Origin of the sequence: Planomicrobium sp. CPCC 101110 (genome assembly GCF_007859395.1) — a bacterium.
Lineage (GTDB): Bacteria > Bacillota > Bacilli > Bacillales_A > Planococcaceae > Planococcus.
Genome location: NZ_VOHD01000003.1, coordinates 906,271 through 921,710, shown reverse-complemented (window position 1 = coordinate 921,710; position 15,440 = coordinate 906,271). Strand labels below are relative to the sequence as shown.

The following is a 15,440-nucleotide window of genomic DNA, read 5'->3' as shown; positions in this document are numbered from 1 at the left end:
TTTAAGTTTTTAAGCGACTTTTCTATACAAACTTACATACAATTGCACTATTTTTTCTATAGAGTACAACTCTAAAATTCTTTTTCTAGAAGAAACTTTCAGTTCTTCTTTTTTCTCTTCTTCCAGTTCCAGCCAGTAGTTGATTTTTTCACGCAAATCATCAAGTGAATTTCTTTTAGCAATAAATTCGTAATTGCCGATAATTTGTGGGCTGTCCCCAACTTCTGTAGATATGCAAGCAACGCCACTAGCCATTGCTTCGCCTATTACATTTGGAAACCCTTCGCTTAAAGATGGAAGTACAAACAGATCGAATGCTTTTAAATATCGGGCTACGTTAGGAGTTTCTTCTAATAACCTGATGTTCGGATTATTCACGATCAGTTCATGGGTTTTGTATTCTTCTACCATCCCTTTTCCTAACAGCACCAACGTTACGTTTTTATGGACTTTTGAAATTTCAGCAAAAGCTTTTATTAAATCAATCTGGTTTTTTATTTTTTTTGCTCTGCCCACGTGGCCAATGACCAAATGATCCTCAGGAATTTTCAATTCTCTTTTTATGTCATTTTTCACTTGGTTGTTCGGCGCAAAAATATCGGTATCAAATCCATTCGGTATTACAAGTGTTTTGTTTTTTCTATAGCCCAGTTCAGTATGATATTGTTGGGCGGCAGTAGAGCCGCAGATTATTTTATCTGGCATAAAGCTCAGTAGGCTTAAGATGCGGGCTACAAGAATTGTTGTCCCTTTATCGGCTCCTTTTACAAGATGGCTGTGCCTAATATTCCATACAAGCTTTACTTTCGGAAACACCATCTTCAATAGGATGCCAAACAAATCACAATGGTACATCCAGGTTTGTATAACATCCGGTTTTTCCCGTTTTATAATCTTAAATAATTCGAAAATACGAAGCGAACTAAGCCTGCCTTGATCGATATTCAGCCTGTATACCTTGGTTCCGGTATTCGCTATTGCATCGTAAAAGTAATTAGCATTCAAAAGAGTGACAACAACCATCGTGGCATTGGGATCTTTGTTGTTGGTGATAAGTTTTGTCAACATCGCTTCTGCTCCGCCGCTGGTGAGGCTGGGTATCAAATGAAGGATTTTAATAAAAAACACTCCTTTTAAAATCACTTAGTGCATTTCTTTAAGAATTTAACTTTTTTTCCATTCACGCTGCATATACACGATATAGATACACGTACAAATCAATAGGGATTGAATAGACCATTGATTTCTGGTGAATAGGGCAACTTCCTTAAAGTTCAACATCAGAGAAGATAGCAAAACCAGCAAAGTGACTACTGCGATTTTCTTATCCAAAAAATATGTTTTTAAAGCGATATTCATTGATAGTAGATACACACTCAGCATGATTATCAATCCAATAATTCCAATTGAAAAGATCAGCAAGATAAACCCGACATCTGAAGGGATATACCCCAAGTCCCCCCTGCCTGAATTCGAGGATCCAAACATAAAAGTCAATGCATCTGTCGGCAAGAAATACATGCTTTTTATGGCAACAGTGGTTTCTGTGTTCCCTGAGTTGGTGAAAAACTGTGTAACTTCACCTGCTTTTGCGATGGTATATTCCTGGAAATATGCAGGCAAGAACTTAATCAAAAAAGAGAAGGAGAAATAAAGCAAAGCACCTACCACTCCAATTTTCAAAAAGCTAAAAGCTGAACGAACTATATTCATTCTCTCTTTTTTGCTGTTGCCGAATAACATAGCTAATGGGAATAGTATGACTAAAAACAATAAACCAGTTCTTCCAGTCAGGAATATGGAAATGACGATCAATACTGCACTAAACAGATAAACCGGCTTCCAAACGCTTTTATTCACATGCTGCAAAAGATAAGGAAGCAACAAAAGACCGACCATCTGCACTACCGAAGTCGTAGAAAGCCCATAAGTTAAACCCGGTATTCTATAGCCTAATGCAATGGGCGTGGTATCGTTTACTACATTCATGGTAGAAGCCAGTTCGTATACCAGATTTCTTAGCGTGTCATTCAAATACATCAAAAGGATAATGACTGCATGCAGGCCAATGGATAGAAAAATATGATGTGAAATTTGAAAAGAAAATTTTTCGCCAAACTTTCTTACATACAGATAGGCTATAGAGAAACCGCCAATAAAATTGATCATTGATCTTACGGACCTTAAAAATATTTGTTCATCGGCAGCTCCATGCAAAATGACAATAACTCCAGAGTACAAGCTAATGACCAAAAGCAAACTGATTATTATAGCAATCAGCTTCGGGAATGTCGGACGAAGTATGATTAATGTGATAAAGCTTGTCACACAGGAAATCAGGAAAATGATATCCAAGGAATCTGTTATTTTCCAACCGAAGATGAATAGAAACGTAATGAAGAAGAGCATTAGATTAGCCAAGCACCCGTTCCCCTCTCAATTTCCATGTGAAATTCAAGGCCAAGTCATCAAAAGCATGTTCAGCTATTTTTTCTCGTATATCCGGATTGTTCTGCAATAATAAGATCGCTTCTACCCATTCGTCAATATCGGTAGGATTGCATAATATGCTGTTTCTTTCATGGACCAATACTTCTTTCAATACGGGAAGATTGGAAGCTACCATAGTTTTCTTATACGCCATGTATTCGAATATTTTTAATGGGGACATCCACTTGCTGATGTCGCCTTTTCCGCCAGCTGCTGCCACCTTGTTTTGATAAGGGGCCAGAAAAATGTCTATGGAAGAATAATATTTGCATAATTCACCATTCGGAACGAATCCATAGAAGAAAAGGTTTTCAAGGTCTTGGCATTCCTGCTTCCAATGCTTCAGATCCTCTTCCTTTCCCCCGATAACGTGAAAATTTACTTGCGGCATTTTACTGGCTAACGCTGAGATGACTTCCATCCCTTTTCCTGGATATAGATGGCCTATATACCCGACGTTCAATCCATCATTTGATGACATCAGTACGTTAGTTTTTGGCTTATCGTTTTTTAGTTGCTCCTCTTTCGGGAGGTCTGCTCCGTCATGTGCGACTATGATTTTATCTTGCGTCAAAAAGGGATAGATTCTTAAGTATTCGTTTTTCAAGGCTTCTGATATGACCGTGAGGTGCTTGAAATTTTTCTTCCGCAATAGCATAGCTTCTAATTTTTTTCCGAATAAAGTTGTTGGAGGCTTGTGAGCTTCGTATACGAGTGGTTTACCGAGACCCGAAACTGCCAGCAAGCTATATAGCTCTCTTCCGTAAAAAATATCAGCAGACGCTTTTTCTATGTTTTTTCTTACTCGATTTGCATAAAGCATGCCGCCTAAACCTCGATAAGAAGGCCATTCGTTATGGACCACATAGAATTTCCGGGTTATCCCATAGTATTCGAACACATCCTTAATGGTCTCATCTGATTTTCTGGCATACAAATTCACTTTGTGGCCGTTCTCAACAAAAGCTTGGCACATTTTCATAACATGAACGCTATTGGCATTTTTTGAAGGTATTATAGATCCCGATAAATAACATATTTTCAATCTCATTCACTCCCCTAATGTCTTAGCGAATAGTCAGGAACTTAACTTTCTAATCACCCTGGCAGGGACGCCCCCAACTACACTGTTGCTTGGAATATCCCTAGTGACGACTGCTCCGGCACCGACAACTGAATTTTCGCCAATGGAAACGCCAGGATTTATGATCGCTCCAGTTGCGATCCACACATTATCTTCTATTACGACTTCTTGGCTTGTATGGACCCTGTCAACATTCTCGTCATGATCAAGAATCAGTGCACCTGTATTGATAACAACATAAGTCGAGATATGGACATTCGATCCTATTTTGATTTTGCCCCTTGCATTCAAATGCACCCCTTCGTTTAAAGAGACGTTTTTTCCTATTTCAATATTTTCAGGTTTGGCGATAATGACTCTTCCGAAAATTTTCAAATTCCCTTCGTGCTGCAGTATTATCGAATAGTAACGCTTTCTCATCCCATAATAGATTCTTCTTAGGCCGTAGTAGAGTTTTCTGAAGGCAAAATGCTCCTTAATTGGGCTGGTTGATTTCATTGAAGTTCTTCCTCTCACTTTTAAAATAAATAATGTATAAAATTAGCCAGATGGCATAAAAAATGAAATAAGCAATTCCAGCGCCAGCTAATTGAAAATTCAACAAGGAGAAGTAAAGAACAATCAAATATAAAACCGAACTGATCGATACGATATAAAGATGCTGTTTAACTAATCCCATCGATAACATTGCCGGAGCTATAGGCAAACCCACCATAGAAAGAATCACACCTAGAAAGTACCAAACCAATACACTATAAGCATCGATATATTCAAGCCCCATTGCCAAAACGATGACCTGTTCGCCGACTACGATGATGCCGAGCCAGCCAACAACTCCAATTACCCCCATAATCAGCCCTATCACCTTTATCAGTCCGAAGAAGTTGTTTTTATCGTCTCCCGACCAAAACTTTGCCAGTTGCGGATAGATGGCCTGATACAACGGATCTGCGAGGCCATTTACTGTGGCAGCTATGCTTTTGGCAATTTTGTAAATCCCGACAGTATTAGCGCCAAGCAAAAATTGAATCATTACGATGTCCAGGTAATTAGGAATGATTTTAATTGTCCTTTGCAGATTGGTCATCCAAACAAACTGCCAAATCCCCTTGAATTTTTCATTAACTTCTTTAAAAGAGAAAGACAGACTGAATTTATTTCCCCGCTTTGAATATTCTTTAAAGCCAAAGTACATGAGTAAACAATCGGCAATGATATCTGTCAACACCCAAACCAGTACAAAATGGATTAGGTCCCCTTGGAGCAGACAAGTTATTGCGATTAAAATCACTTTTATGATAGCGGTGGTAATTTCCTGAAACGCAAAAAGCTTGAATTTGTCATAGATCCTAAGTAGTGCTGTTGGAGTGCCGTTGATATAAAAGAGAATAACCACTGAATAAATGCTGCTATAGAGAATGACATCTTCACTGAAATTAAAGTAATGGCTAAAAAATTGGAGAAAAACAAGGCTGAGTATAAACCCAAGAATGGCACTAAGAATATCCAGAAAAAAACCATAGCTTATCAATAGTTTGAAATCTTTTTTATCCTTTTCTTGCGATAGTCTAGTGCCATAATTGATAATCGCCTGCCATGGCTGAAAAGAAACAAAAGTGATGACGATCAAGACAAAAGTTTGTACGAAAACCAGCGTACCAAAATTCCCTGTTCCTAAATATCTGGCAGTCAAAAACAGAGTGAACAAATTAATGAGCTTAGAAACTACGTTTCCACTCAGCAAAATACCGGTATTTTTGAATACCCTGGAGTATGGCGCTAACAGCTTTTTCATTTCTCTTCCTCTCTGACCACGTTTAGGCAACGTATTATTATATATGTAGTACATAATAATCGGTTTGTGTTCGCTGCTTCCTAAACTCCGACCCCGTAATAATTGAACCCTTTTTCAATCATCGATTTTTTATTGTAAATATTTCTCAAATCAAAGAAGTTATTGCTTCCCCCAATTTGCCTTACCTTATCAAAATCAAGATTCCTGAATTCGTTCCATTCTGTTAAGATCACCGTAGCATCGGTATTTTCAATCGCTTCGTATGAGGTTTCACACCAGACAATGCTGTCCTCAATCTCTTTCAACCGCCACGTTCCTTCTTTCCGGCCTTCTGGATCGTATATTTTCAACTTTGCGCCGAGTTTTACAAGTGCAGGCAAGATGACTAAAGCTGGAGCATCCCTCATATCGTCGGTATTCGGCTTGAACGTCACCCCTAAAATGCAAAGGGTTTTGCCATCTACATCGCCGAGGCCGTTGATAATTTTATCGACCATTTTCTGTTTCTGCTTTTCGTTTGCTGTTATGGTCGTTTCGATCAAAGAAATAGTTTCTCCGTTTTCTTCAGCAATCCGAGCCAGCGCAATCGTATCTTTAGGGAAACAGCTGCCTCCGTAACCCGGACCCGAATTCAAGAATTTAGGAGAAATCCTGCCGTCCTGCCCCATTGCTTTAGCAACTTTCTGGACATCGGCTCCCACTTTCTCGCAAACATTTGCAACTTCGTTGATAAACGTAATCTTCATTGCCAGGTATGCGTTAGCTGCATACTTGATCATTTCAGATGTTTCAAGATCGGTTTCAACCAAAGGGGTTTCATTCAAATACAGTACGCGGTAAACCTCTTTCATTATTTCAAGTGCTTTTTCGCTTTCCGCCCCTACAACCACACGGTCCGGATGGGTGAAATCCCGTACAGCAGATCCTTCCCGTAAAAACTCAGGGTTCGATACTACATCAAAAGAGAAATCGGCCTCCCTTTCCGCAAGCGTAGTTTGGATCATTTCTTTTACTTTTTGCCCCGTTCCTACTGGGACGGTCGATTTATTGACGATGACTTTATAGCCGTTCATGTAAGTTGCTATGTTTTTTGCTACTTGCAGAACATATTGCAGGTCTGCGCTTCCGTCTTCTGCTGCAGGAGTACCGACTGCAATGAAAATCACTTCATTATCTTCGACGGCAGATTTGATATCTGTCGTAAAACTTAGGCGTTTATAATAAGTGTTTTTTTGGACAATCGATTCCAACCCGGGTTCATAAATCGGGATTTTGCCGTTGATCAAATCCTGAATCTTCTCTTCGTTTATATCTACACATGTTACCGTATGCCCGAAATCCGAAAGAATTGCCCCTGATACCAAACCCACATATCCAGTTCCTACTACAGCTATTTTTGTCATATTTTTCTCTCCAATACTGTTTGATAGCAATTTAAAAGTTGAAATATCATTTCTGAAATAAAAAGGAATATAAAGTTGAAGCTCAAGCCCCCATAAATGATGAATGTTTTCCAATTAGTCCAATTCGCCGAACTTTTTTAATCTTCCACTCCCATGACCCCTCTTCCATTAAGAATCAGCTAAAACTTCAAGTGTTTTCTCTTGTTAAGATAGATACTAGTACCTACAGGTTAAGAACTGGTTAAACTGTCAAAAAATTTTGTTTTATAGAATAAAAAAACGCCTTTCGAAAGCCGTTTGCCGTGGCTTGACGAAAAGCATTTCAACTTTCATTCCATATATTAATTCTTAGCAGGTTTTCCATAGTCGCATCTTGTTGATATTACATAGCAAGGGATGGGTTCAAATGGCGTGATCGCAAATTTTTGCACCTGCATCCATGATCAGCGTCGCATAATGCTCCACGTTCAAGAAAAGCCTCTCGGCGATTTTCTTCTTATAGTTCTTATAGTATTGGAAATGATTGCTCCATTACTTTTGATTTCTTGGTAATATTTTTTCCATCCAAGTCCTGGCATGATATCAAGCTCTTAACTGCAGATGCGAATTTCGCTTAAAAAACTGCACCTCCATTGTTAGTTCTGTCTAACGATGGAGGTGCAGTTCACTATAGGTTGAAATCACTCTACTATTTCTATAGTCTTTAAAGGTCGGGCAGGAATTGTTCATCGCCGATTTTAATTTCCCCTTTGATATTATCGGTTTTGGATATTGAAATTCCATCTGTAATATTTTTCGATGTATCAACTGTTATACTGACTTGGTTTTTACTGTTTTCGAAGTTTTCCAAGTAGATTTGAAAGCCGAAGCCTTCATTATTCTTTGAAGACAGATTAACTATTTCTATGTTTTCCAAATGCTCCGTATTCGAATTAGGTTCTATATCAATTCCGCTTTGCGGATCAGTTCCACTGGTATTATTGATGACGGGATCAGTTATTTTTAAATTTTTAACGGATATAACAGAAATTCCTTGCCTTCGGTTATTTTCAAGCAGAGGATCTTTTATAACGATATTTTCACTATAGTTTTGGCTTTTGGTCGGCCCTATATATATCCCATCGCCCCAGCAATCTACTATATTTGCATTTTCAATGTAAATATCAGTTGCACCTTTAATGCTTATTCCAAAACCCCACTCTCCAGTTTCACCGGTATGCTGCGCTCTTTCTCCCTGAATCTTCGGTTTCCCGGTCACTTTTACATTTTCAACGTCGTGAATGCTTAATATTGCGTAGTTGCTTGCATCATTCGGTATGGCTTTGAATATTGATCCCGGTTTAAAATCTAATGTAACATTATCCATTAGATGTACAGATTGGATTGCATCAATCATATAGGTTCCTTTAGGAATGGTCACTACTCCTCCGCCTGCTTTGCTTATGGACTCTATTGCATCTCGAATTGGTTTAGTATCATCACTAGTGCCATCACCTTTTGCTCCAAAATCCGTTATTGATGTGGCAGACTCCATTTCTTTGTTTAAAGAAGATTGGTTGAAATACAAAAATGTTGTCATAAGCATCAAAACTACAGTGATAATAACTTGGCTTTGGCTAATCACATTCAGTCCCCTTTCACAATTTTATCCCTTGAGCTTCCTTAAAATTCTCCTTAAACGTTTCTATTAAAACAGGAAGTCTGTTTACACTTGAACTTAGCCATTTCAAACCCCAAAGTTACGATTACTTTAAATATATAAAAGTAGTGGAGAGCAGATTTTCTGCCTTTACTTGTATAAGAAAGAGATTGTCAGCTTGAATTTTAGTCCTTTCAGGTTAAAAGCGGGTTAAATTCCTGAAGTATTTGAAACGAAAAGCATCTTAATTTCCTCTTAGTATGACCTTTTTACACAGGCTAAGCGCAAAAATGGACAACAAAGCAAAAGACAAGAGCCGCCGGGATTCAATCCGGCGGCTCTGCTATTGCCTCAGAAAACTCTGTTCCAGAAGCCTTACCTATCGTAAAAAACATGATCTTAGATTGCACAAAAAACATGGGACAAACCATAAGTGTCCCCGTGTCAAATATTTTGCAAACCCCGTTTAACAGATAGGGATGACTTGAAGAATGTTCCTGATAATTTATTGATCGGATTTTTCGTGGCATATGCCTTTGCTTCAGAAAATGTAATAATATCATCTCTATTTAACTTAATAAAATCCTCTATTTCGGTAATACTTGCTTTGGTCATCGTGTTGAAATGAATACAAAACGTATAAATGCCAAAAGGCATTCTCCGTTGGGTTGCGAATAGTTGGGGTACAAATAGCAAATCTTCATAATAGTATGGATACAGCGCAAATCCATCTGTTATTGTATGGATTCCATTTTCCTTCAGAACCAGCAATGTATTTCTATCCAAGGAATGTGATGGAGCCATAAAAGTATCAGTTTTAATGTCACGGCTATTAAATAATCTCATACCATTTTTTATTTTTTCGTTTTGAACTTCGATGGGTAACCCCGAAAATTCACTTTTATTGTTTATGCCAAAAATCCCGGCTTCTTTTGTCACATATTTATGTTGATACCCATGTAATGCAATTTCCCAGCCGTTCCGTTGAAGTTTCCTCATTTCATTCCAAAAATAATCTTCGTCTCTATATGCATACTTTTGTAGTTCAGGATCCTGATTGTCGGGAATTACACCGATAAGCGGTTTGACATCATATTTATCGAATATACTTTTTATATATTCATAGTTCCCCCAGTCCATATTCGGAGCGATATCATCAAATCTGAAAATATATTTTCCACCCATTCCATTTCTCTCCTTTTGTTCTACATTATAAATTCCAGAAAAAATATATTGGATTTTTGCGGCCGAGACGATTTTCAGGAAAGTGCCACCCTGCTGCATCCATCCTGTTCTTCCAGAAATCTCTCCAAGTCATATGGAATCAACTGGCGCAAGAACCGCTCTCATTCATACGATACGCCGGAAAGCTGTCAGCCCCGCTCCCGATTTCCATGTCCTTGCACAACTTTTCGTATATCTCCTCGTTCCAGATCCGACGGCCGATGCACCATTTGAAACTGCTATGCTTACTGAACTGCCGCTTGAAGGAGTCCGCGTTATGGATCCCGCCATTCATGACAATGCATCCGCCATCGTGAATCATTGATGCACCGTTTTCTTTCCCCCAAAGCGTAAGGCCAAAGCGCATGACATGGACTGGACTTAAATAAGCAAAACCCGGATGGACCACCCCCAGATGCGTATACAAGACGCCGGCCGATAAGAAGTTCAAGCTCATGCCGATCACTTGTTCTTTGAATATTGCTTCGACGAGCACCAACTGCTCGTTGAATGCATTTCCGCACTCCAAAAAATATTCGAGGTCCGGTTCTCCTCCTTCCACCGCCTTAGTATAGAACTCCGCAAACTTTTCCATGCTATCCGGTTTTGCAGTGACACGGTATTCCACTCCCGCTTCCAGCGCCCGCCAGATCACATTTTGGCAGGAGACCGAAAACTCTTCTTTGACCGGATCCGAAAAAGCCTCTAAATTCGTTCCGTATGTATCGCCAATCCAATCCGTTTCGTAGCACCCGATAAAATCCACCACATTTTCTGCCACCGGATGAAAGCGCACCTGTTCACAGACGATGCGGTTTTCTTTGCAGTATGCATCAAACGCCTGGATAAATTCATAAACCAAGTCCCACTCCCCGTCTTCTTTGCAATCCTGAATGACCGGGCCGCCGTATGCAAACGGCGTTACCAGGTCGTAATACATCTCTCCGTCTATGTCTGCAGGAATTTCCCTCTTAATATACATATGCCGGACCGAGCCTAAAGCACTGCGGTATTCGAATACTTCACACTTTCCGCCTTCCACCGCTTCATGCAGCCGGCCAAAGTTTTCATCAAAATAGATTTCTTTCATAGCCTGCTCCTCCCCCAATAAATCACTCCATGGATTTTCCAGTCATGTCCCTTGTTGCAACCCATACTAATGGATGAAGGTTAAATGAGGGTTAAAATTTTAGAATATTCAAATTTAGTTGAGCAAGTCCTTTTCTTTGCACAATAAAAAAGCCAGCCCATGAGTTTGAATAACCCATCAACTGACTTCTTCCTGATTTTTATGGCGTCTTACTGTACCGCTTTTGCGGATGCTGATGCCGTTTTGATAACCTTTGCCGGTATACCCACAGCTGTTGAATGTTCTTCAATATCGTCAATGACGACGGCTCCTGCGCCGACAACGCTCCACCGGCCAATCTCCTTCAACGGAATAACGGTCGTCCCGGCTCCGATATGGACACCTTCCCCGATTTTTACTCCGCCTGTAATCATGGCTCCCGGCGACACATGCGCATAATCGCCGACGACACAATCATGTTCAATTACAAGACGAGTGTTTAATATTACATGGCTGCCGATCAGTGCCGCTGCATTGACAATCACGCCCGGCATTACGACCGTGCCTTTGCCAATCACTGCACTTGGAGAGACGATTGCATCTTTATGGATGACGGTTGCGTATTGTTCTACATCCAGCGCCAGACGCTCCACGATTTTTTTTCTTACCGAATTCGAGCCGATGGCAATGACAACCTTCGCCCCTTCTTTTTCAATCAAGGAATATACTTCAGATACCGGACCCATCCAGCTGCCGTCTTCCTTAAACGGTTCGGTATATTTATCGTCCAACCTGGCAACTACTCGGCTGCCGCTTGATGTTATGTTGTCTGCGATAACCCGCGCGTGGCCGCTGTCGCCTATTAATATGATGTTCACGTGCAGTCCTCCCGGTTTCAGTTCACATAAGATTTCCCTGTTTAATAGGTAGAATTATATGGTTCTTTTAATAGTTTTACCAGTGTATGAATACCTATCTATCATCAAACAAGCATTTTTTATACTTTCCTGCTATTTTGATCAACCCCAATACACAAAAAACCGAAGCCAGCAACCGATATGGCTGCTGGCTTCGGCTATATGAATGAGGCTATGCCTTACACCATCAATAATAATAATGGAATCGTCACGATGCTTGCAACTGTACTGACAAACATAGCGCTTGAAACCATATCCGGGTTCATCCCGAATTTGATGGCGAGCAAGGTCGTCGTCGCGGCAGTCGGTGTAGCGGCGCCAACGAGCAGCACTTTCGCCTCAAGCGAACCCGCCGGATAAATCAGCCCGAGCAAAAGAAATGCCAAGGCAGGCAGCGCAATCAACTTGAATACGGCAGCCGTCCCGATAAAGCTGAGAACATTCTTGATCCGGATTGACGCTAGGGTGACACCAAGAAGCGTCAGCATCGTCGGAATCGAGGCCTGGCCAAGCAGTCCTGTCGCATTCTCGACCGCCGCTGGAATCGGGATGCCGGCAATTTTCAGTGCCAGCGCCAGGAGAATGGCAATAACGCCCGGCATCTGGACGACCTGCAGGAAAATATCCTTTTTTGGAACGTGCGCATGATTCGAAGCATAAAAAACGCCTGCCGAATTCATCAGAAAAGATTGCATCGCCAAGTAAATGATGCCGATTGCGACTCCTTCCTCCCCGTATGCAAAAAGGATAATCGGAAGCCCATAGTTGCCCGCATTCGGAAATCCGCTGGCCAGCATCAGCGTGTTTTGATAAGTTTTATCCCATTTGAAAATCTTTCCGACAGCGTAAATGAACAAAGCAAATATCAGAAACAACGAAAAAGCGAAAAGGACGATCCGCCCAAAATCGCCCATATCCATCTGGGAAGCTGATATCGAATAAAAGAAAAGGGCCGGACTGAATACATAAATCGACAAGTCGGAAACCGATTTGGAATCGATCTTCATCCACTTGCCTACAACAAAACCGACACCCATCAGCAGGAATACCGGCAAAACGACATTCAATATTTCAATGATGACCAATTGATTTCACATCCAGTAATCCGAGTGGAAGCCACTTTCGCTTCCCCTTAAACGTTAATTGTACGGAAAATTGGATGAAAAGACCAGTTGTCCAAATGCTCAAATCAAGCTCTACCAGTATCAATCGAAGCTAAGAGCTTACGACTCTATTTCGTTCCCCAAACTCAACCTCAAAGTTTTGCCGAGTGCACAAGATGCAACTTATCTGCGCATGGTCGTTCGTCTCTCCCTGCACTTCGGGTTCGGTAGAGATGATTCCGTCCAGTCCCTTGGACAGTTCAAGACTCACGATCCAATTACAGGCAACAAAATGTACCAGCTAGACAAGCAGAAGACTTTTTTCTTTTAGCTGGTGATAAATTCCCCCAGCAGTCTCTCCCCTTTATGTCTTCATCTTTCTACGATTTCATCTCTTATCATTCAACAAGCCAAAAGCGGTTTATGCGATAAAATCAAACAATCTTTTGGATAGGCACAGAAAAGAATTTGACTTCAAATAAGGTCTCCATTTTTTCTTGGCTCTAAGAACAGCATTTGATTGAGATAAGTTTCAATTAGCGGAAGTGTGTGATTAGGCTGCTAATTTCCCCTTCCTTTTCCTGCACGGTTACTGCTTCTTGAAAATCACCTTATTCATTCCTGAAAGCTGAATTTGATCCCCGTTTTTAAGGGTGGTCGTTACGCTCGTCACAGAGTAATCGCTCTTTTTTGCGGAAAGAATTTCATTTACGAGCAGCGATTGTCCCCTGCTTACGAATAGGTTCCCCATACGATCCGTTGTGGTGATTTTGTATCTTCCGGCGCCTATGTCTTTCCCGACGGTCCAGTAGCCGGCGTGCAAAGTATTCGATTTCACACGGGACACCACTTGGGTGAATTGCACTTTGTCGAGACCCAGGATTTCGATTTTATCGCCTTTTTTGATGTCTGTGGTAACAGCCGTCACACCATCTTTTGGACTCTTGGCAAGAATCTCGTTTACATAGCGGTCATACGATTTCATAGTGATGAACAAATTACCTGCATATGAGTTAGTCGTGATTTTATAGCGCCCTGCCGGCAGATGGGTGCCCGCTTTCCAAGTGCCTGCGCTCAAATTTTTGCTGTAAGGAACTTTGATGGCCGCAGCAGCCGTCTTGCCGTTGCTTGATGCCGCAGTGATTTTGGCGGATCCTGCCCCCACTGCCGTCACTTTTCCTTTGCTGTCGACTTTCGCCACTTTTGTATTTGAACTTTTCCATTTCAAGCTTTTGTTCGTTGCATTGCTTGGACTGACTTTTGCAGACAATGTGACCGTTTTCCCCTTCAGGAGCGTGACCGATGATTTGTTCATTTTCACCGACTTCACGGCTATAGCCGCGGCTGTCGCTTTTGAATCTGCCGGCTCAATTGATGTACTGGCTTTTCCCGCTGTTGTTCCATTTCCTGCAGCTTGAACGGTATTTCCAAACACCAGTAACATGAAAAGCAGCAAGACAAACAACTTCTTGAACCATGTCCCTTTTTCCATCGCTTTACCTTCTTTCGTTTTTTTATATTACTGCCAGTGTTTCAGCAGTGAATACCAGTACTGCCGCTAAATCCGCAGCCTTCTTCTGCTTTTTCAATTCATTGGTTTTGGACATGCAATCCGTTTAGTGCCATTAAAATGCTTTCTCTCATTAAGAACCATCTTAGTCTCTGTAGGTTAACAACCGGTTAAAATAATACTTTTTTATTCTTTATAACAAAAAGACACTCCTCACGAGCCGGTGCCCCGGCTCGTGAGGAGTGTCTCAATTGGTTGGCCATTTTTCAGCGGCTTGTGGCAATTTTGTAAAAATCTCTGCAAGCCATTGGAAATTCAACAATGGCGACTGCCTTTACATCCGATAATCAGCGCTGAAGTTATCATCCGTAATTTCAGGAAAGCAGTTCCAATCCATCAAATGATCATTGCAAGCACCTCAAACGTTTGATCTTTAATCCATTAATACGCCGCCATTTATTTCGATGATTTCTCCAGTGACGTAGCTTGATAAATCAGATGCTAAGTATAGTGCCGCTCCTGCAATCTCTTCTGCTTGGCCAGCTCGGCCAAGAGGAGCAGCCGCTACCATTTTTTCAACAAGTTCCGGTGTCGAGTACCGCTCATGAAAAGGTGTGGCAATTACTCCGGGCGCGATTCCATTGACCCGTATTCCGTCCTCAGCTAATTCTTTCGCCAGTCCACGGGTCAGTGTGCTGACCGCCCCTTTTGCCGCAGCATAGATAACAGCCCCTCCACCTCCGCCATTTCTTGCTGCGATAGAAGTCATATTGACGATAACCCCCTTTTTCCGGTCTTTCATGAGAGGGAGCACCGCTTGAGTGACTTGAACAACAGAAGTGAAATTGATAGCAAAAATCTTTTCTAATGTATCCTGTTCAATTTCTTCTACTTTTGCACGCTTGACCATCGTTCCCGCATTATTGATCAGAACATCGATCTGCCCGAATTCCTCTTTGATTTCAACAACCATCCGGTCCACTTGGCTTCTATCTGTTACGTCTCCTAAGACTAGAAGGCTGTCTGCACCTTTGCTGGAAACTTCTTTCAAAGTTTTTTCAGCTTCAACTTTGTTCGCATTGCCATGGACAACCACTTTTGCGCCACATTCCGCGAATTTAACGGCAATGGCTCTGCCGATTCCTGTGCTGCTTCCTGTCACCCATACCACTTTTCCAATTAGATTGAACATCTCTACGCCTCCTG

At 41.2% G+C, this 15,440-nt stretch carries 13 protein-coding genes; all 13 read right to left on the bottom strand.

What is annotated here, in order from left to right; all coding sequences use genetic code 11:
* Positions 1 to 9: 9 nt before the first annotated feature.
* Positions 10 to 1,143, bottom strand: a complete 1,134-nt coding sequence (locus FQV30_RS04500; protein ID WP_146498926.1) for a glycosyltransferase — start codon at positions 1,141 to 1,143, stop codon at positions 10 to 12.
* 21 nt (positions 1,144 to 1,164) lie between these two features.
* Complete coding sequence (locus FQV30_RS04495) at positions 1,165 to 2,421, bottom strand: hypothetical protein (protein ID WP_146498925.1); 1,257 nt, start codon at positions 2,419 to 2,421, stop codon at positions 1,165 to 1,167.
* Positions 2,414 to 3,472 carry a glycosyltransferase family 4 protein gene (locus FQV30_RS04490; RefSeq protein WP_186725520.1) on the bottom strand — a complete coding sequence of 353 codons (1,059 nt, stop codon included), beginning with the start codon at positions 3,470 to 3,472 and terminating at the stop codon, positions 2,414 to 2,416. Before FQV30_RS04490 ends, FQV30_RS04495 begins: the two co-directional genes overlap by 8 nt.
* A 96-nt stretch (positions 3,473 to 3,568) precedes the next feature.
* Entirely contained in the window at positions 3,569 to 4,072 is a 504-nt protein-coding gene (locus tag FQV30_RS18285; protein ID WP_146498923.1) for an acyltransferase, read from the bottom strand.
* Positions 4,050 to 5,369 (bottom strand): oligosaccharide flippase family protein, encoded by a 1,320-nt coding sequence (locus FQV30_RS04480; RefSeq protein WP_186725519.1) that lies wholly within the window; start codon positions 5,367 to 5,369, stop codon positions 4,050 to 4,052. The genes FQV30_RS18285 and FQV30_RS04480 overlap by 23 nt, the downstream gene beginning before the upstream one ends.
* An 80-nt stretch (positions 5,370 to 5,449) precedes the next feature.
* Positions 5,450 to 6,772 (bottom strand): UDP-glucose dehydrogenase family protein, encoded by a 1,323-nt coding sequence (locus tag FQV30_RS04475; protein ID WP_146498921.1) that lies wholly within the window; start codon positions 6,770 to 6,772, stop codon positions 5,450 to 5,452.
* A gap of 703 nt (positions 6,773 to 7,475) precedes the next feature.
* Positions 7,476 to 8,396 (bottom strand): glycosyl hydrolase family 28-related protein, encoded by a 921-nt coding sequence (locus FQV30_RS04470; protein WP_146498920.1) that lies wholly within the window; start codon positions 8,394 to 8,396, stop codon positions 7,476 to 7,478.
* A 459-nt stretch (positions 8,397 to 8,855) separates the two neighbouring features.
* Positions 8,856 to 9,695: a DUF2334 domain-containing protein gene (locus tag FQV30_RS04465; protein WP_146498919.1), complete on the bottom strand. Its 840-nt coding sequence runs from the start codon at positions 9,693 to 9,695 to the stop codon at positions 8,856 to 8,858.
* Between the two features lie 40 nt (positions 9,696 to 9,735).
* Entirely contained in the window at positions 9,736 to 10,725 is a 990-nt protein-coding gene (locus tag FQV30_RS04460; protein WP_146498918.1) for a GNAT family N-acetyltransferase, read from the bottom strand.
* Between the two features lie 209 nt (positions 10,726 to 10,934).
* The gene (locus tag FQV30_RS04455) at positions 10,935 to 11,582 is read right to left on the bottom strand and encodes an acetyltransferase (protein ID WP_146498917.1); all 648 of its coding nucleotides are present in this window, start codon (positions 11,580 to 11,582) and stop codon (positions 10,935 to 10,937) included.
* 218 nt (positions 11,583 to 11,800) lie between these two features.
* Positions 11,801 to 12,706 (bottom strand): AEC family transporter, encoded by a 906-nt coding sequence (locus FQV30_RS04450; protein WP_146498916.1) that lies wholly within the window; start codon positions 12,704 to 12,706, stop codon positions 11,801 to 11,803.
* 607 nt (positions 12,707 to 13,313) lie between these two features.
* Positions 13,314 to 14,216, bottom strand: a complete 903-nt coding sequence (locus FQV30_RS04445) for an Ig-like domain-containing protein (protein ID WP_146498915.1) — start codon at positions 14,214 to 14,216, stop codon at positions 13,314 to 13,316.
* Positions 14,217 to 14,667: 451 nt separating this feature from the next.
* Positions 14,668 to 15,426 carry an SDR family NAD(P)-dependent oxidoreductase gene (locus FQV30_RS04440; protein WP_146498914.1) on the bottom strand — a complete coding sequence of 253 codons (759 nt, stop codon included), beginning with the start codon at positions 15,424 to 15,426 and terminating at the stop codon, positions 14,668 to 14,670.
* Positions 15,427 to 15,440: the final 14 nt, after the last annotated feature.

Bases quoted from the DNA above. Each gene is read 5' to 3' on its own strand.
- FQV30_RS04490 (WP_186725520.1), bottom strand. From the start codon at position 3,472: ATGAAAATGTGCCAAGCTTTTGTTGAGAACGGCCACAAAGTGAATTTG.
- FQV30_RS18285 (WP_146498923.1), bottom strand. From the start codon at position 4,072: ATGAAATCAACCAGCCCAATTAAGGAGCATTTTGCCTTCAGAAAACTC.
- FQV30_RS04480 (WP_186725519.1), bottom strand. From the start codon at position 5,369: ATGAAAAAGCTGTTAGCGCCATACTCCAGGGTATTCAAAAATACCGGT.
- FQV30_RS04475 (WP_146498921.1), bottom strand. From the start codon at position 6,772: ATGACAAAAATAGCTGTAGTAGGAACTGGATATGTGGGTTTGGTATCA.
- FQV30_RS04465 (WP_146498919.1), bottom strand. From the start codon at position 9,695: ATGCAGCAGGGTGGCACTTTCCTGAAAATCGTCTCGGCCGCAAAAATC.
- FQV30_RS04460 (WP_146498918.1), bottom strand. From the start codon at position 10,725: ATGAAAGAAATCTATTTTGATGAAAACTTTGGCCGGCTGCATGAAGCG.
- FQV30_RS04445 (WP_146498915.1), bottom strand. From the start codon at position 14,216: ATGGAAAAAGGGACATGGTTCAAGAAGTTGTTTGTCTTGCTGCTTTTC.
- FQV30_RS04440 (WP_146498914.1), bottom strand. From the start codon at position 15,426: ATGTTCAATCTAATTGGAAAAGTGGTATGGGTGACAGGAAGCAGCACA.